The 16,233-nt window shown below is 74.9% G+C and carries 18 protein-coding genes and 1 tRNA gene; 7 read left to right on the forward strand and 12 right to left on the reverse strand.

The genetic code is table 11. The features are described from left to right. Positions 1 to 163: 163 nt before the first annotated feature. Positions 164 to 244: transfer RNA gene (locus BM142_RS10420), tRNA-Leu, on the reverse strand. An 88-nt stretch (positions 245 to 332) separates the two neighbouring features. On the opposite strand from BM142_RS10420, the gene BM142_RS10425 reads away from it, so the two are divergent. Both BM142_RS10425 and BM142_RS10430 read left to right on the forward strand, forming a co-directional pair. After that, the gene (locus tag BM142_RS10425) at positions 333 to 563 is read left to right on the forward strand and encodes a DUF3618 domain-containing protein (RefSeq protein ID WP_092197229.1); all 231 of its coding nucleotides are present in this window, start codon (positions 333 to 335) and stop codon (positions 561 to 563) included. 79 nt (positions 564 to 642) lie between these two features. Continuing rightward, positions 643 to 1,062, forward strand: coding sequence for a DUF427 domain-containing protein (locus BM142_RS10430; RefSeq protein WP_254790754.1), 420 nt, complete (start codon positions 643 to 645; stop codon positions 1,060 to 1,062). Between the two features lie 19 nt (positions 1,063 to 1,081). Here the strand turns inward: BM142_RS10430 and BM142_RS10435 are convergent, their stop codons facing one another. Beyond that, positions 1,082 to 1,702 carry a TetR/AcrR family transcriptional regulator gene (locus tag BM142_RS10435; RefSeq protein ID WP_254790756.1) on the reverse strand — a complete coding sequence of 207 codons (621 nt, stop codon included), beginning with the start codon at positions 1,700 to 1,702 and terminating at the stop codon, positions 1,082 to 1,084. A gap of 125 nt (positions 1,703 to 1,827) precedes the next feature. On the opposite strand from BM142_RS10435, the gene BM142_RS10440 reads away from it, so the two are divergent. Continuing rightward, a complete protein-coding gene (locus BM142_RS10440; RefSeq protein WP_092197235.1) occupies positions 1,828 to 2,940 on the forward strand; it encodes an EAL domain-containing protein in 1,113 nt (370 codons plus the stop codon). A gap of 28 nt (positions 2,941 to 2,968) precedes the next feature. Here BM142_RS10440 and BM142_RS10445 read toward each other — a convergent pair whose 3' ends face one another. Beyond that, entirely contained in the window at positions 2,969 to 3,568 is a 600-nt protein-coding gene (locus tag BM142_RS10445; protein ID WP_092197238.1) for a histidine phosphatase family protein, read from the reverse strand. 133 nt (positions 3,569 to 3,701) lie between these two features. Here BM142_RS10445 and BM142_RS10450 point away from each other — a divergent pair, with 133 nt between their 5' ends. Then, positions 3,702 to 4,556: an aldo/keto reductase gene (locus BM142_RS10450; protein ID WP_092197241.1), complete on the forward strand. Its 855-nt coding sequence runs from the start codon at positions 3,702 to 3,704 to the stop codon at positions 4,554 to 4,556. 2 nt (positions 4,557 to 4,558) lie between these two features. Here BM142_RS10450 and BM142_RS10455 read toward each other — a convergent pair whose 3' ends face one another. Beyond that, on the reverse strand, positions 4,559 to 4,975 hold the full coding sequence (locus tag BM142_RS10455) for an STAS domain-containing protein (RefSeq protein WP_175527214.1): 417 nt from the start codon (positions 4,973 to 4,975) through the stop codon (positions 4,559 to 4,561). A 186-nt stretch (positions 4,976 to 5,161) separates the two neighbouring features. Here BM142_RS10455 and BM142_RS10460 point away from each other — a divergent pair, with 186 nt between their 5' ends. Then, positions 5,162 to 6,316, forward strand: coding sequence for an acyl-CoA dehydrogenase family protein (locus tag BM142_RS10460; RefSeq protein ID WP_092197248.1), 1,155 nt, complete (start codon positions 5,162 to 5,164; stop codon positions 6,314 to 6,316). Then, positions 6,309 to 7,052: a PaaI family thioesterase gene (locus BM142_RS10465; RefSeq protein ID WP_092197251.1), complete on the forward strand. Its 744-nt coding sequence runs from the start codon at positions 6,309 to 6,311 to the stop codon at positions 7,050 to 7,052. Before BM142_RS10460 ends, BM142_RS10465 begins: the two co-directional genes overlap by 8 nt. A 7-nt stretch (positions 7,053 to 7,059) precedes the next feature. Here BM142_RS10465 and BM142_RS10470 read toward each other — a convergent pair whose 3' ends face one another. The 7 genes from BM142_RS10470 to BM142_RS10500 are packed head-to-tail and all read right to left on the reverse strand — an operon-like array spanning position 7,060 to position 12,942. Further along, positions 7,060 to 8,178: an NAD-dependent epimerase/dehydratase family protein gene (locus BM142_RS10470; RefSeq protein ID WP_092197254.1), complete on the reverse strand. Its 1,119-nt coding sequence runs from the start codon at positions 8,176 to 8,178 to the stop codon at positions 7,060 to 7,062. A 47-nt stretch (positions 8,179 to 8,225) separates the two neighbouring features. Beyond that, complete coding sequence (locus BM142_RS10475) at positions 8,226 to 9,521, reverse strand: MFS transporter (RefSeq protein ID WP_175527215.1); 1,296 nt, start codon at positions 9,519 to 9,521, stop codon at positions 8,226 to 8,228. After that, on the reverse strand, positions 9,518 to 10,102 hold the full coding sequence (locus BM142_RS10480) for a helix-turn-helix domain-containing protein (protein ID WP_092197260.1): 585 nt from the start codon (positions 10,100 to 10,102) through the stop codon (positions 9,518 to 9,520). The genes BM142_RS10475 and BM142_RS10480 overlap by 4 nt, the downstream gene beginning before the upstream one ends. Before the next feature lie 54 nt (positions 10,103 to 10,156). After that, positions 10,157 to 10,351: a helix-hairpin-helix domain-containing protein gene (locus BM142_RS10485; protein WP_092198233.1), complete on the reverse strand. Its 195-nt coding sequence runs from the start codon at positions 10,349 to 10,351 to the stop codon at positions 10,157 to 10,159. Positions 10,352 to 10,359: 8 nt separating this feature from the next. Continuing rightward, the gene (locus tag BM142_RS10490) at positions 10,360 to 10,704 is read right to left on the reverse strand and encodes a cupin domain-containing protein (protein WP_092197263.1); all 345 of its coding nucleotides are present in this window, start codon (positions 10,702 to 10,704) and stop codon (positions 10,360 to 10,362) included. A 52-nt stretch (positions 10,705 to 10,756) separates the two neighbouring features. Beyond that, positions 10,757 to 12,106, reverse strand: a complete 1,350-nt coding sequence (locus BM142_RS10495) for an MFS transporter (RefSeq protein ID WP_092197266.1) — start codon at positions 12,104 to 12,106, stop codon at positions 10,757 to 10,759. Next, positions 12,103 to 12,942 carry an alpha/beta fold hydrolase gene (locus BM142_RS10500; protein ID WP_175527216.1) on the reverse strand — a complete coding sequence of 280 codons (840 nt, stop codon included), beginning with the start codon at positions 12,940 to 12,942 and terminating at the stop codon, positions 12,103 to 12,105. The genes BM142_RS10495 and BM142_RS10500 overlap by 4 nt, the downstream gene beginning before the upstream one ends. Before the next feature lie 104 nt (positions 12,943 to 13,046). On the opposite strand from BM142_RS10500, the gene idi reads away from it, so the two are divergent. Next, on the forward strand, positions 13,047 to 13,583 hold the full coding sequence (gene idi / locus BM142_RS10505; protein ID WP_092197269.1) for an isopentenyl-diphosphate Delta-isomerase: 537 nt from the start codon (positions 13,047 to 13,049) through the stop codon (positions 13,581 to 13,583). Between the two features lie 3 nt (positions 13,584 to 13,586). Here idi and BM142_RS10510 read toward each other — a convergent pair whose 3' ends face one another. After that, a complete protein-coding gene (locus BM142_RS10510) occupies positions 13,587 to 16,229 on the reverse strand; it encodes a putative bifunctional diguanylate cyclase/phosphodiesterase (protein ID WP_092197272.1) in 2,643 nt (880 codons plus the stop codon). Positions 16,230 to 16,233 lie beyond the last annotated feature (4 nt).

The following is a 16,233-nucleotide window of genomic DNA, read 5'->3' on the forward strand; positions in this document are numbered from 1 at the left end:
GGCTCGCCTTCTCCACCGGTCGAACAGTGTGCGCTGACCGGCAGTTCCTCCCCCGAGAAGTGCTTGTCCGCGCACAACGTTCCAGGGGTCGACACCTGTCCGACATGGCCGCATCGGAGGGCGACGCTCCAGCCTCGGGCTCTGACCAGGTGCTTCGGTCACGTGCGGGAGGCGGGAGTCGAACCCGCACGCCCGAAGGCACCAGATCCTAAGTCTGGCGTGGCTGCCGTTACACCACTCCCGCTCCGCGCAGCAGTCTAGGAGCCGCCCGACCGGGTGTCGCCGCCCTTCCCGGGCGAGCTGGACCGGGCGGCGTCTGGCAGGCTGACGCCGTGCCTCGCGACCCACGACAGATCCAGCTGGAGATCGACGCCGCCCGCGAGTCGCTGGCTGCGACCCTCGACCAGCTGACGTACCGGAGCAGCCCGACGCGCCTCAAGGCCAAGGGCAGGCTCGCGGTCCAGCAGTTCCTGCAGACGCCCGCCGGGCAGGCCACGGTCGCCGCCGTCGGGCTGCTGGTGACCGTCGTGGTCGTCCAGAAGATCCGGCACCGCAACGACTGATCCGGTGCGCCCGCGTCCCGACCCGGTGGGACCAGGGCAGGAGTCCGTCTGGGACTACCCGCGGCCACCGTCGGCCGAGGTGAGCCCGAAGCGGGTCGTCGTGGAGCTGGGCGGCCGCGTGCTGGCCGACACCGTGCGCGCGGTCCGCGTCTGCGAGACCAGTCACCCGCCGGTCTACTACGTCCCGCGCGAGGACGTCGCCGACGGCGTGCTGGAGCGGTCGACGGGCAGCTCCTGGTGCGAGTGGAAGGGTGCGGCGACCTACTGGGACGCCGTGGTCGACGGCCGTCGTGTCCCCGCGGTGGGCTGGTCCTACGAGGACCCGACCCCCGGCTTCGCGCACCTGCGCGGCGCGGTGGCGTTCTACCCGGACCGCATCGATCGGGCGACCGTCGACGGCGAGCAGGTCCGCCCGCAGACCGGTGGCTTCTACGGCGGCTGGATCACCGACGAGATCGTCGGGCCGTTCAAGGGCGACCCGGGCACACGGGGCTGGTGACGACCCGCCGGCGCGGCGGTCAGCCGGCGGCGATGCTGCGGACGAGCGGCAGGACGACGGTGTCGAGCACCTCGTCGGCGAAGGCATCGTCCACCTCGCGCCCGGTGAGCAGCCAGCGCTGCACGAGCACCGCGCTCGGCACCTCCGCGACGACCGAGGTGCCGACCCCGGCGGGGACCTCCCCGCGCTGCTCCGCCCGCGCCCACAGCTCGTCGAACGCCTGACGCCAGACGGCCAGCGGGCCCTCCTGGAACGCGGTGGCCAGGGCCGGCTGGTGCGGCACGGTCGACAGCAGCGACAGCGTGGCCGCACCGGTGGGGCCGGTGATGACCGAGACCAGCGAGTGCATCATCGCCCGCAGGTCGCCCTCGAGGGAGCCGGTGTCGGGCGGCGTGGCCTCGGCCCGGTTGAGGTAGGAGATGGTGTCCACCACCAGGTCCTGCTTGGTCCGCCAGCGCCGGTAGATGGTGGCCTTGCCGACGCCGGCCTCCGACGCGACGGCGTCCATGGTGAGCGAGCCGTAGCCGACATCGGCCAGCAACCGCAGGATGGCGGCGCGGATGACGCCGTCGCGGCTGGGGTCGCGGGGGCGGCCACCCCGGCTCGGGCGGACGACGTCGGCGGAGGGGGCGGCGATCATGAAGCTGACCTTAGACAATAAACCTGGCAACGTTCCAGAACTTGAGTGTCGCTTTCCTGGCGATCACCCGCACGGGCCCTGCGCGCCTGCCCGTCCGGGCCCACGCGGTGAGTCATCCTGCGGGCGTGGGAACCATCTGCGGCGGTGTCTGTGGATGCCGCCAGAACTGGCCGCTGCCGGGGCCCGCCACCCGCGCCCTGCTGGCCACCTCCGTCGGCCACGTGCTGCCCACCGTCTCGCGCCTGGCCAAGGGGATGGGGCTGGCCGTCTCCTCGGCGCCGCAGCTGGTCGACATCGCCGACGAGCGCGGGGGGCGTCGCCTGGAGACGCTCTTCCACCGGCTGGCCCGTGAGCTCACCGCCGCCGAGACCGAGGCCGTGCGCGTGGTCACCGACCCGCCGGCGGGCGGCGCCGCGCTGACCGTCCGGCTTCTGACCGCCCCCACGCTCGCCGTGGAGCTCGCCCGCCGCGGGGTGACCGTCGAGGTCGGGGTGCTGGCCGAGGCGGAGCTCTGGTCGGTCTACCAGCCCATCGTCTCTTTGGCCGACCGCTCGGAGGTCGCCCACGAGGCGCTGCTGCGCGGGTACGTCGACGGCCGCGAGGTCGGTGGTGGGGACCTGTTCTTCGTCGCCGAGCAGGCCGGCTGGCTGGACCGCCTCGACCGGATCGGCCGCGAGTCGGCGATCACCGGCGCGGCCGGGTGGCTGGGCCGCAGCGACCTGTTCATCAACGTCCACCCGACGTCGATCTACCGGCCGCAGGTCTGCCTGGCCAGCACGGAGCGGGCCGCGCACGACGCGGGGATCGCACCGGGACAGCTGGTGGTCGAGGTCGTCGAGTCGCACGCCATCGCCGACCGCGGGCACCTGGTGTCGGTGCTGGAGCACTACCGCTCGCTCGGCTGGCGGGTCGCTCTGGACCACGTCGCCGCCGGCTGGTCGAGCCTGTCGCTGCTGGCCGCCGTCCGGCCGGAGGTGGTCAAGCTGGACAAGGGGCTGGTGCAGGAGCTCCCGGACGCGGGCGCCCGCACCGTGCTGCGCGCCCTGGTCGACCTGGCCCACCAGCTGGGCGCGGTGGTCGTCGCCGAGGGCGTCGAGACCGAGCAGCTGGCCGACGAGGTGGCCGACCTCGGCGCCGACCTCGGTCAGGGCTGGCTCTTCGGCCGGCCGGTCCGCCCCGACCCGCCGGTCGAGGAGCTCGAGGGGCGCTGGCAGCCGGTCGTCCCCGCGCGGCGCTGACGCCCCTGGCGCCGGCTGCCCGGGACGCTCAGGTGCAGCCGGTGTTCCAGCCGGTCAGGGCGGGCCAGCTGTGCTCGGTGCCGAGGACCCCGTACCGGCCGGTGGCCAGGGGGAACAGCGCGCCGGCCTCCGGGCCGAGCCCCAGCCAGCGGGCGGTCAGGATCCGCAGCACGTGGCCGTGCGCGACCAGCGCGACGTCGCCGTCGTCGAGCAGCGGTCGGACCCGGTCCAGCACCCGGTCCACGCGCGCGGCGACCTGGGCCAGTGACTCGCCCGGCGTGTCCCCCGGCACGGTGCCGTCGGCCCACAGCGACCAGGCCCGGCCGAGATCGGCGCTGATCTCCTTCGTCGTCCGGCCCTCGTGCCCGCCGTAGTCGACCTCGACCAGGTCCGGCTCGATGCGGGTGTCGACGGATCCGTCGAGCAGCCCGGCCAGCTCGGCGGTGCGCCGCGCCCGGGCCAGCGGGCTCACGAAGGCGTGCGCCAGCTGCCGGTCGGCCAGCACCGGCCGCAGCCGCCGGCCGTCCTCCTCCCCGTCGGGGAGCAGGGGGAGATCGGTCGCCCCCGTGTGCTGCCCGCTGCGGCTCCACTCCGTCGCCCCGTGCCGGACGACCACCACCTCGCCCATCGGGGACCTCCTCGGTCAGCAGTGGCGCCGGTCACATCGCGTGGCGCCGGGAAGACTGTCCCCGGCTGCTGCGCTGGCCGGAGGGAACCCCCGGAAGCATTCCGCCCCGGGCCGACCACGTCCAGGAGGACCCATGACCACGGTCGCAGCCACCGACACCTTCTCCATCGGCGGGGACCTCCCCGTCCACCGCCTCGGCTACGGCGCCATGCAGCTGCCCGGGCCCGGTGTGTGGGGCGAGCCCGCCGACCGGGACGGCGCTCTGCGGGTCGTCCGGGCCGCCGTGGAGCAGGGCGTCGACTTCATCGACACCGCCGACTCCTACGGACCGTTCGTCAGCGAGCAGATCATCGCCGAGGCCCTGCACCCCTACCCGGAGAACCTGGTCATCGGCACCAAGGCCGGCCTCACCCGCCAGGGTCCCGGCATCTGGACCCCGGTCGGCCGCCCGGCCTACCTGCAGCAGCAGGTCGAGCTGTCCCTGCGCCACCTGCAGGTCGAGCGGATCGACCTCATCCAGCTGCACCGCATCGACGCCGACGTCCCGCTCGCCGACCAGCTCGGCGCCTTCAAGGAACTGCAGGAGCAGGGCAAGGTCCGCCACATCGGCGTCTCCGAGGTCTCCGTGGAGGAGCTGAAGGCCGCCCGCGAGATCGTGGACGTGGTCAGCGTGCAGAACCTCTACAACCTGACCAACCGGCAGAGCCAGGACGTGCTGGACTACGCGACCGCCGAGGGCATCGCGTTCATCCCGTGGTTCCCCATCGCGACCGGCGACCTGGCAGCGCCCGACAGCCCGGTGGCCGACATCGCCCGCGAGCTGGACGCGACGCCGTCCCAGGTCGCCCTCGCCTGGCTGCTGCAGAAGTCCCCGGTCGTGCTCCCCATCCCCGGCACCAAGTCGGTCGACCACCTCACCGAGAACCTGGGGGCCGCTCGGCTGACCCTGTCGGCCGAGGACATGACCCGGCTGGACGCCCTCGCCTGAGCTCAGCGACCGTGACCGGCGGCCACCAGGTCGCCGGTCACGGTCGTGCCCCCGGGCGCCGGTGACCCGGCCGGAGCTGCCGGACGTGCCGTCGCGGCGACCGCCACGCCGTCCAGCTGCAGCTCACCGGCCAGGTTCGCCATGCCGATCAGCCGGCGGGTACCCGGCTGCGCACCCACGAGCCGGCAGGCCCGCCCCGCCGCGGCCAGCTCCCGGGTGAACCGGGCGAGGGCGTGCAGGCCGGAGCAGTCCCAGAAGCGCACGCTGCCGAGGTCGACCACGACCTGGCGCGTCCCCAGCCCCCCGGCCTGGCCGAGGACGTCGGCCACGAACGGCGTCGTCGACAGGTCGGCGTCCCCGGTGAACCGCACGACGACCTGGTCGGGCGCCGGGACGAGCGCGGCGTTCAGCTGGGGCACGAGGCCTCCGGGTACGAGGTGCGTCGTCCACCGAGCGGTTCCGGTGGCGGCTCCGACACTAGGTCGTCCACCCGCGCTTCTCAACGCAGAGCGACCGGACGGTTGCGTGAAGTTCCGATTTCCGGGCCGCGACCGCTGGGAGACCCCGGACGCCGGACCCGAGCCCGGACGCGACACCATGGCCGCGTGGACGCTGATGACTTCCGCCAGATCCGGGACGCCGTGCGCCAGCTGGTCCGCGGGTCCGTCGTCCCCCGCGAGGAGGAGATCGAGGACTCCGACCGCATCCCCGACGACCTCCGGGCCCGGGCCGCGGACATGGGCCTGTTCGGCTACGCCCTCCCGGAGGAGTACGGCGGCCTCGGGGTCAGCATGACCGAGGACGTCGCGCTGGCCATGGAGTTCGGCTACACGACCCCCGCCTTCCGCTCGCTGTTCGGCACGAACAACGGCATCGCCGGGCAGGTGATCGCCAAGTTCGGCACCGACGCGCAGCAGGCGGCGTACCTGCCCCGGCTGGCCGCGGGCGAGCTGATCGGCTCCTTCGCCCTCACCGAGGCCGAGGCCGGCTCCGACCCGGCCGGGCTGCGGACGACGGCCCGCCGCGACGGTGACCAGTGGGTGATCGACGGCAGCAAGCGCTACATCACCAACGCACCGATCGCCGACCTGTTCGTCGTCTTCGCCCGCAGCAACCCCGACGAGCGGGGCGGGCGCGGCATCTCCAGCTTCGTCGTCGAGACCACCACGCCCGGTGTCACCGTCGGCCCCAAGGACGCCAAGATGGGCCAGGCCGGGGCCTGGACCGCCGAGGTGTTCTTCGACGACGTGCGCGTGCCCGCCGAGGCGCTCATCGGCGAGGAGGGGCGCGGGTACGCCAAGGCCCTGACCGTGCTCTCCCGCGGCCGCCTGCACATCGCGGCGCTGTGCGTCGGCATGGCGCAGCGGGTGCTCGACGAATCGGTCGCCTATGCGGCCACGGCCCAGCAGGGCGGGGCGCCGATCGGCCGGTTCCAGCTGGTGCAGGCACTGATCGCCGACATGCACGCCGAGCTGCTCGCCGGCCGCAGCCTCGTCCGGGAGGTGGCCGCCCGGTACGACAGCGGCGAGGACATGTCGATCGGCCCGTCGTCGGCCAAGCTCTTCTGCACCGAGATGGTCGGCCGGGCCACCGACGCGGCGGTCCAGGTGCACGGCGGAATGGGCTACCTGCGCACCACACCGGTCGAGCGCTTCTACCGCGACGCCCGGCTGTTCCGGCTCTACGAGGGGACCAGTGAGGTGCAGCGGGTGATCATCGGCAGCGGGCTGCTGCGCGAGGCCGGCATGCAGCGTGGGTGAGGACCCGGCCGCCCCCCACCGCTCGCACGCTGGCGGCGGGCCCCTGCCGGAGGGCCGACCGACCTCGGAAGAGGGACCGTCGTCGCGGGAGGAGCGGCGCGCGGCCGTCGGTGACCTGGGCGCGGCGCTGCGCGAGCTCGTGGACGCCGCCGTCCGCACCGAGGTGCCGGTCGGGGAGCTGGCCGCCGTCGCCGCCACCGCACGGACGCTGGCCGAGCGGCTGCGGGCCGACACCCGCGGCCTGCACGACGTCGCCGCGGTCGACGACCCGGACACCGGTGAGCGGTGGTACAGCCCGGTCTACGGGCCGGGCAATCCCGTGGCTCCACCGATGGCCGCCGAGAGCACCCCGGACGGCCGCGCGACCGGCCGGGTCACCCTCGGCAAGCCGCACGAGGGTCCGCCGGGCCTGGTCCACGGCGGCGTCGTCGCCACGCTCCTGGACCACGTGCTCGCCCGGGCCGTGCGGGCCGCCGGGCGGGGCGGGCTGACCGCGACGCTGACGGTCACCTACCGGCGGCCGGTGCAGCTCGGCGTCGCCCTGCTGGCCATCGCGGAGGTCGGCACGACCGAGGGCCGACGGACCACCGCGAGCGCCCGTCTGGTCGCCGCCGACGACCCGGGCACCACCCTCGCCGAGGCCGAGGGGCTGTTCGTCGCGCTCCGCCCCGAGCGCGCGGCGGCCGTCTTCGCCCCCACGGGGCGGGACGTCGCCGCCTGGACGACCCGCAGCTGACCCGGGGTCAGCCCGCCCCCCGGCCCGGCGTGTTCGCGGGGTCGCCGGACGGGTCGAGGGACGCCCCGCCCGCCGGGTCCAGCAGCGGCCCGGGTGCGCCCTCGCCGCGGCCCAGCGCCGCGACGAACTGGGCCAGCACCTCGTCGCTGCGGTGTGCCGGCGTCCAGTCCAGCAGCGTCCGGGCCCGCGTGGTGTCCAGCGCGGGCACCCCGGTGCCGATGTCGAGCCAGCCCGGCTCGGTGGGGACGACGTGCGCAGCGAAGGCGGCGTGCAGGCCGGCCCGCAGCAGGGCGGCGGGGACCGGTACCCGCACGGTGCCGAGCGCCCGGGCGATGCCGGCGGAGTCCAGCACGGGGGCGGCGGCGAGGTTGAACGGGCCGGTGGCGCGGCGGTCCAGCATCCGTGCCAGCGCATCGGCGACGTCGTCGGCGTGGATGAACGACACCGCCACGGTCGGCAGCGGGAGCGGGAGTCGCCTGGCCACCGCGCCGGGGAGAAGCCGGGCCGCGCCCAGCAGCCACGGCCCCAGGAAGTAGCGGCCGATCTCGCTGGCGGCCTCGGGCTGCAGGATGAGCGTGGGGCGGGCGACGGCGAGCGTGGTGTCCGGGTACCGCGCCAGCACCTCGCGGACCACCCGCTCGGCCTCGGACTTGTCCCGGCTGTACTGGGCGCTCGGGATGCCCGTCGTCGGCCAGTCCTCGGCGACCTCCCGCCCGACCGCGCCGGCGGCGTAGGCGCCGATGGAGGACATGTGCACGACCTGGCGCACCCCGGCCGCGCCGGCCGCGCGCACCACCCGGCGGGTGCCCTCGACGTTGACCCGCCGGAGGTCGTCCGGCCGGCGCCCGGGCTGCAACGCCCAGGCCAGGTGGACCACGGCGTCGACCCCGTCCAGGAAGCCGGGCAGCACCTCCTCGCTCGCGGCCTCCCCGAGGTCGGCGAGGTGCCACCGGACGCGCGAGTACGGCTCGGTGTCCGGGGGCCGGCGCCGGGCCAGGCCGCGCACCTCGGCGACGCCGGAGCCCGGGTCGGTGAGACGACGCAGCAGCGCGGTGCCGACGTTGCCGGAGGCGCCGGTGACGGCGACCCGCAGCCCGTCGAGCCGGCCGGGGGAGAGATCGGGCATGGCCTGCCGCTACCCGCTCGGCCCCCGGCGAACCGGTCTCCCCGGGATCAGGACGCGGTGGCCGGCGCCGCCGCCGCGGCCTCGGACGGTCCGGCCTCGCCGGGTCGCGGCCGGAGCCCCAGGGAGACCACGGCCAGGAGCAGCATGCCGGCGGCGCCCGCGAGCAGGGCGGCGGGGAGCCCGGCAGAACCCGCCAGCCGGGGGAGCAGGAGGTTGCCGAGGATCCCGCCCACCATCAGCGCGAGCGACGACGCCGAGACGGTCGTCGACCGCTGCGCGGACGTCGTCCGGTCGTGCAGGAGCCGCTTCCGCGAGGGCCAGGCGGCGCCGTTGAGCAGGTAGAACGCCGAGTACGCCACGGCGGCGACGACGACACCGGGCGCCACGGCGACCGCGGCGATCGTCGCGGCGGCGAGCACCGAGGTGACGGCGCTGACCAGGACCACCGACCCGCCCGCGGCCCGCCCGACCGCCGGCGCGAGCAGTGAGCCGACCGCCGCGGCGGCGAAGGAGATCGCGGTGACGATCCCGAAGGTCGCCGACCCCAGCTCGGGGGAGCCGGCGAGGTCGGCGAAGTGCAGGGGGCCCAGCAGTTCGAGCGAGGAGAGGACCACACCGACGAGGAGGGAGACAGTCAGCAGCAGGCGGAGCAGCCGCTCGTGCCGGACCAGCCGCACGGTCGCCGAGACGACGAGCGGCACCTCCCGGACGCCGGACCGCAGCGCGGCGAGGCCGGACGTCGCGGGCCGGCGCACCGGCACTACGAGGAGCAGCACGGCGGTCACGTGCAGCAGGGCGACGACGGCTGCGAGCAGCAGGGGGGCGGCGAGGGCCGCCGCGCCGCTGCGGTCGAGCAGCAGCGGCAGCACGCCGCCCAGCACCGCGCCGACGCACAGCCCGGCGCCGTCCGCCGCACCGGCCTGGGCCAGCCCCCGGGTGACGTCGGCGGTGGGGTCCTCGGCCCGGGTGGCGTCGACGTACCAGGCCTCGAGCGGCCCGGAGTCGAGGGCGCGGGCCACCCCCTTCAGCGCCCACGCGGCGGAGAAGAGGAGGACGGAGTCGGCGACCGCCAGCGTCAGGAGCCCGGCCGTCGTGAACAGGCCGGAGAGGGCCAGCACCGGCCGGTGGCCGATGGCGTCGGCGAGCCCGCCGGTGGGCAGCTCGAGCACCAGCGTGACCGCGCCGTAGACCGCCACGGTGACGCCGATCTCGGTCGGGGTGAGGCCGCGGGCGGTGGCCAGCAGCACCGACACGGGGACGGCGATGCCGGCCGGCAGCCAGCGCAGCGCGGTCAGCCCGACGAAGCGCCGGCGCGCCCGGTCCGGGGTCAGGGCGGCCCTCACAGCGGGTAGTCCCGGAGCGGGAAGAGGTCCAGCAGCACGTGCACCAGCGGCTGGTCCGGTTCCTCCTGGGTGTCCCGCCAGCGCTGGACGACGGCGTTCAGCTCGCCGGCCAGCTCGCCGGCCCGCGCCGGGGACAGCCGGAGGGCCCAGTCGTTGAGCGAGCTGGCCGCGCGCCAGTCGTCGTCGAGGTCCTCCCGCTCGGTGGCGAAGGCGGCGAGCATCCGGCGCTGGTGCGCCACGATCCGGTCGCTGAGCTCGTCGACGACCTCCCGTCCGCCGGGCTGGGCGAGCAGCTCCTCGCTGCTCCAGCGGGTGCTGCGGTGCATCGCCCGCCACCACCGTTCCCGGCCGGTGCCCTCGCCGGGCACCTCCTCGACGAACCCGAACCCCGCCAGCTGGCGCAGGTGGTAGCTGGTCGCGCCGCTGCTCTCGCCGAGCCGGTCGGCGAGCCTGCTCGCGGTCGACGGACCGTCGCTGCGCAGTGCCGCCAGCAGGCTCATGCGGAGGGGGTGCGCGAGGGCGCGGAGGGCGCGGACGTCGTGGACGTCGATGGCCTGGCCGGGAGGCGGCGGAGTCGCCATACCGCCCACGCTAGCAATGCAAAGGAACCTTTGCAAAGCCTTCTTTGCATGTGATCAACCGAGCGCGAGCCCCCGTTCCGCCAGCGCGGTCCGGAGGACGGCGACCGCTTTCGGTCCGACCCCGTGCAGGCGGAGCAGCTCTGCCGCCGGCACGCCGTCGAGCCGGTCGAGGTCGGTGTGGCCGGCCGCCAGGAGCGCGGCGGTGGCCGGCCGGCCGATGGCGGACGGGAGTCCCCGTGGTGCGGTCATCGCCGCGCTCACCCCGGCCCGAGGCGAGCGGCGCCGGCCGGACCGGGGGTGGGGGTGGGCTCCTTCAGCTCGACGAAGAGCACGTGCGTCGGGGTGTCCCCGATGTTCTCCCCGCTGTGCACCTGCGCCGGCAGCCACCCGGTGAACCCTGCCGGCATGTCCACGTCTCGGGATGCGTCCCCGGACCGCAGCCGCCGCCGGAACGCGCTCAGGGTGTGCATGACGCTGTCCGGATGCTGGTGCGGCGTCGTGGCGTCACCGGGGTGGTCGGTGTACTCCAGGACGCGCACGCGGTCGTTCTCGTAGACGACCGCGTAGTGCTGGGGGTTGCTCTGCACCGGGTCCAGGCTCATGGCCGTCACTGTCCACCGGGGGCCGCACCGTGACCAGGCTCCCCGATGCGGGTCAGGCCGCGCGGGCGGGGATCGCCACGACGTCGTCCAGGGCCTGGCCGCGCCGCTCGGGCAGCCACCGGGTGGCCAGGGCGCCGAGGGTGAAGAAGGCGGCGAGCACGCCGAAGACCAGGCCGGTGCCCCCGGCGTCCTGGAGGGGCGGCACGGCCAGCGGTGCCGCGATGGACGCCAGCCGGCCGAAACCCGCCGCCGCGCCGGCTCCCGTGGCCCGCAGGACCGTCGGGTAGACCTCCGGCGTCACCGCGTAGAGGGCGCCCCACGCGCCGAGGTTGAAGAAGGACAGCACCATGCCGGTGACCAGGACGGCGGTGTCGCCGGCGGCCGCGGCGAACAGCCCGGCACCCACGGCCGAGCCGGCGAGGAACGTCGTCAGCGTGGCCCGGCGTCCCCAGGTCTCGATGAGCCAGGCGGCCACGGCGTACCCCGGCAGCTGGGCGAGCGTGATGACCAGCGTGTAGCCGAAGGACCGGACCAGCGAGAAGCCGTTCGCGACCAGCAGGGTCGGCAGCCAGATGAAGGCGCCGTAGTAGGCGAAGTTGATGCTGAACCAGACCACCCACAGCGCCGCCGTGCGGATCCGCGTGCCCACCGCCCAGAGCGCACCCGGCCCCGGGGTGGGCACCGGCCGGGACAGCGGCGACTCGACCGGGTCCACTCCGGCGGCCCGCTCGAAGCGGCGGACGGCGGCCTCGGCCTCCTCCACCCGGCCGCGGGTCTCCAGGAAGCGCACCGACTCGGGCAGCCCCCACCGGACGACGACGGCGTACAACGCCGGGACGGCGCCGATGGCCAGCGCCCAGCGCCAGCCGTCGTCGCTGCGCGGGACGACGAAGAAGCCGATCAGCGCCGCCAGCGTCCAGCCGACCGCCCAGAACGCCTCGAGCAGTACGACCACGCGTCCGCGCACGCGGGCCGGCGCGAACTCGCTGACCAGCGTGGAGGCCACCGGGAGCTCCGCCCCGAGGCCCAGGCCGATGAGGAAGCGGAACACCAGCAGCGCACCGACCGACCAGGACAGCGCTGCGGCACCGGTGGCCACCCCGAAGATCAGCAGCGTGACGGCGAAGACCTGCCGCCGTCCGAACCGGTCGGCCAGCAGCCCGCCGAGGGTCGCGCCCAGCGCCATCCCGGCGAAACCGATCGAGGCGATCCAGGACAGCTCGGTGCCGGTGAGCTGCCACTGCACCGCCAGAGCCGCCATGACGAAGGAGATGAGCCCGACGTCCATGGCGTCGAGCGCCCAGCCGAGCCCGGAGCCGACGACCAGGCGCCCGTGCTCCCGGGTGACGGGCAGCCGGTCGAGCCGTTCGGCCCGGGTGAGCGGGCCGCCGGTCTCCGTCATGGTCGCTGCGCGGTGCGGACGTGGGCGGTGACCAGCTCCGCGACCCGGTCGGGGGCCAGCTCGGGGATCCAGTGCGGCAGGTCCTCCAGCACCTCCAGCCGGTAGGGGCCGGTCACGAACCCGGCGGTGGCCTCGGTGGCGGCCCGGCCGAGGAAAGCGTCGCCGGTGCTCCAGAGGTGCAGCGTCGGCACCCGTACCCGCCCCACCGGGTCGCGCCCGCTCCAGGGCAGGGCCCGGTACCAGCCCAGCGCCGCCGACAGGGCGCCCGGTTGGCGCATGCGGCTCACGTAGCGGTCGACGACGTCCTCGGGGAGGCCGCCGCTGCGCAGCAGCCGGCGCAGCGCCGCGCCGTTGCCGGCGAGCAGCAGGCGCTCGGGCACGACCGGCAGCTGGAACAGCCCGATGTAGGTCGAGCGCAGCGCCTGGTCGCTGGTCACCACGGCCCGCGCCATCGCGGCCGGGTGCGGCACCGAGATCGCGGTCAACGTGCGTACCCGCTCGGGGTGCCAGGCGCCCAGGGCCCAGGCGACGATGCCACCCCAGTCGTGGCCGACGACGTGGGCGCTCCCCAGGCCGGCGGCGTCGAGCAGGGCGAGGACGTCGGCGGTCGTCTCCCGCAGGCGGTAGCGCCTGCGGCCCCGGGGGCGGGCCATGGGGGAGTAGCCGCGCTGGTGCGGCGCGAGGGTCCGGAGCCCGTGCTGGTGCAACGCGGGGACGACCCGGTCCCAGGCGGTCGCGTCCTGCGGGAAGCCGTGCAGCAGGACGACGGGCTCGCCGTCGGGAGGCCCGGCGTCGAGGACGTCGAAGGTCATGCCGTCGCGGCGGAAGCTGTCCACCACGCGACTGTGCCCCTCGTGCGCCCCGATCCATGCATCGGGGTGCGCGGTGCTCGTCGCCCGCCGTGCGGGCGGTGCGGTCCTCGGTCGGGGAGGATGGGTCCATGGCGTCCGAGGAGCTGATCGTGCTGGTCGACGACGAGGGGCGGTCGATCGGCACCATGCCGAAGCCGCTGGTCCACCACGGCGAGACCCCGCTGCACCGGGCCTTCTCGGCCTACCTCTTCGACGAGGCCGGACGCCTGCTCATCACCCGCCGCGCCGTGGACAAGGCGACGTTCCCCGGGATGTGGACCAACACCGTGTGCGGGCACCCGGGGCCGGATGAGGACGACGCCGGCGCGATCGCCCGGCGCGCGCGGTTCGAGCTCGGCCTCGGGGTGGCCGACATCCGGCCGGCGCTGCCCGGCTACCGCTACCGCGCGGAGTTCCGCGGCGTCGTGGAGAACGAGATCTGCCCGGTCTACCTGGGCCGCTTCACCGGTTCGCCGGCGCCCGAGGTGTCGGAGGTGGCGGAGTGGGAGGTGCTGGACTGGGCCGCCTTCCGCCGCAGGCAGGAGACGGAGGGTGACGCCTGGTCACCGTGGTGCCGCGAGCAGGCCCGGCTGATCGAGGAGGCCGGGCTGGTGCCGTCGGCCTGACGGTCACGCGCTGGCGAGCTCGTCCGCCGGATCGCACCGGGGCATCCCCGCCGGCAGCGCGCGGAGGTCCCCCCGGATCCGCGACGCCGAGATGATCGCGCTGGCCGCATCGGCCTCGACGGGCCGCGAGAACAGGAAACCCTGGGCGATGTCGCAGCCGAGCGAGGCGACGGTCTCCGACTGCTGCACCGTCTCCACGCCCTCGGCCACGGTGAGCAGGCCCAGGGTGCCGGCGAGCTCCACGATCGCGCGGGTGATGACGTCGTCGTGGGCGTCGCGCCCCAGCCCGTCGACGAACTCCCGGGCCACCTTCAGCATGTCGATGGGGAAACGGCGCAGGTAGGCCAGGGACGAGTACCCGGTGCCGAAGTCGTCGATGGCGATCCGGACGCCGAGGTCCTTCAGCAGCCACAGGGTGGCCGCCGCCGTCTCGCGGTCCTGCATGAGCACCGTCTCGGTGATCTCCAGGATCAGGCGGTGCGGCTCGAGCCCGGAGCCGGCCAGCGCTGCCCGCACCTGGTCGACGATGCGGTCGTCGGCCACCTGGCGCGCGGACAGGTTGACCGTCACCAGGAGGTCGTCCCGGTCCGGGGACTCGGCCACCCAGCGGGCGGCCTGCCGGCAGGCGTCGTTGAGCACCTGCTCGCCGATGCCGATGATGAGCCCGGTCTCCTCGGCGAGGTCGATGAACCGGTCCGGCGTGCGCAGCCCGTCGACCGGGTGCTGCCAGCGGACCAGGGCCTCGGCGCCGACGGGGCGGCCGGTGCGCAGGTCGATGAGCGGCTGGTAGACGGTGCGCAGCTGGCCGGCCTCGATCGCGTGCGCCAGTTCGGCGGTGGTGTCCTTCCGGGTGGAGGTGGTGCTGTCCAGGCCGGGCTCGTAGAGCACGAAGTCGTTGCCGGCCGAGCGCTTGGCCGCGTACATCGCGACGTCGGCGTGCCGGACGAGGGTGTCGGCGTCGGGGAGGCCGGCCTCGCCCAGGGCGACGCCGATGCTGGCGCCCACGGTGGTCACGACGTCGTCGCCCAGCAGCACCGGGACCTCGAGCTGCTCGCGGATCCGCTGGATCACCCGGGTCACGCCGAACCGGTCGATCGGGCCGGTGAGCAGGACGACGAACTCGTCGCCACCGAGCCGGGCCGCGGTGTCGGCCGGGCGCAGGCAGCCGCGCAGGCGGTCGGCGACGGTGCGCAGGAGGACGTCCCCGGCCTCGTGGCCGTAGGTGTCGTTGACCGGCTTGAAGCCGTCGAGGTCCAGGTAGAGGACGGCCGGCCACACGTCGCTGCAACCGGCCGCGTCGACGGCCTGCCGGGCCCGGTCGAGGAAGAGGGTGCGGTTGGGCAGCCCGGTCAGCGGGTCGTGCAGGGCCTGGTGCCGCAGCTGCTCCTTGAGGTCGGTGACCTGGCGGAGGTTCTCCTCCAGCCGGCCGCGCTCGAGCGAGGTGGCGACGTGCCGGGCGAAGGTCTCCAGCAGGGCGAGGTCGCGGGAGGTGAAGGTGGTGACGTCGCCGATGCGGCCGCCGACGAGCAGCAGCCCGTGCACCCGGTCCTCCGTGCGCAGCGCCGCGGCGACGGCGTCCTTGAGACCGTGGCCGGCGGCGTAGCTGTCCAGCGGCGCGCCGCGGCCGGTGCCGGTGCGGGTGGTCAGGGCACCCGATGCCGTGGCCAGACGCAGCAGGCGGTGGTGGTCCTCGGGGTCGTCGAGGGCGGCCATGACGACCGGCTCGGTGCCTTCACGGCTCCGGCTGACGGTGGCGCCCTCGCGGCCGGTCGGGCCGAGGAGCACCAGTTCGGCCATCTCGGCCCGGAAGGCCGACCGCACGGAGTCGAGGAAGTCGCCGAGCGCCTCCTGGGTGTCGCCGGCGTGCAGCAGCGAGGTGACCTCGTGCAGCAGGCGCAGGTTGTCCTGCTGCTCCTTCGCGCCGGTGTAGGCGCGGTAGGCGACGAGGATGAGCAGGGTCGGCAGGGACAGCAGCGCCAGGGACGCCGGGTCGTTGACGACCGTGCGGGCGACCACCAGCCCCATGCCGGCCGAGCCCAGCGCGAACGGGACGGAGAGGCCGAGCAGCTCCACGAGCTTCCGCGTGTCGACGCGGTTCTCGAGGATGGTCATGATGCCGAAGATGCAGAGGTCCGCGGTGAGCGTCGCGGTCAGGACCGCGGCCAGCGCGGCCACCCAGTCGAGCTGCTGGCCGAGCACGCCGGACAAGGTGTGGAAGACGATCAGCGCCATGGCCGCGCCCAGGGCGAGCTCGGCGACGTTGAAGGCCAGCTTCAGCCCGCGCTGACGCCGGTGCAGGACCAGGGCCGCGCCCGATCCGAGCGCCATCGCCGTCACGAGCTGGGTGGGGGTGGCCAGGAAGAGCCCGACGGCGAGGACGAGGTCGCCCATCGAGAAGCTGTGGGCGTCCCGCTTCCACTGCCAGTGGACGACGAGCACCTCGCCCACGGCGAAGGCGGCCGCCCAGAGCACCCACGGCAGGTTCAGGGCCGTGGGGGCTCCGGGAAGCGGGCGGACGACGATGACGAACAGCGCCACCGCGGCCACTGCCACGGTCGCAGTGAGCAGCACGATCCGCTGGGACGGGGTGAGCCGGCCCAGGACATTGGTCTGCACGGCGTCGGCGCCGTTCGTCATCGTCGTCATCAGG

Source organism: Blastococcus tunisiensis, from assembly GCF_900112815.1.
GTDB lineage: Bacteria > Actinomycetota > Actinomycetes > Mycobacteriales > Geodermatophilaceae > Blastococcus_B > Blastococcus_B tunisiensis.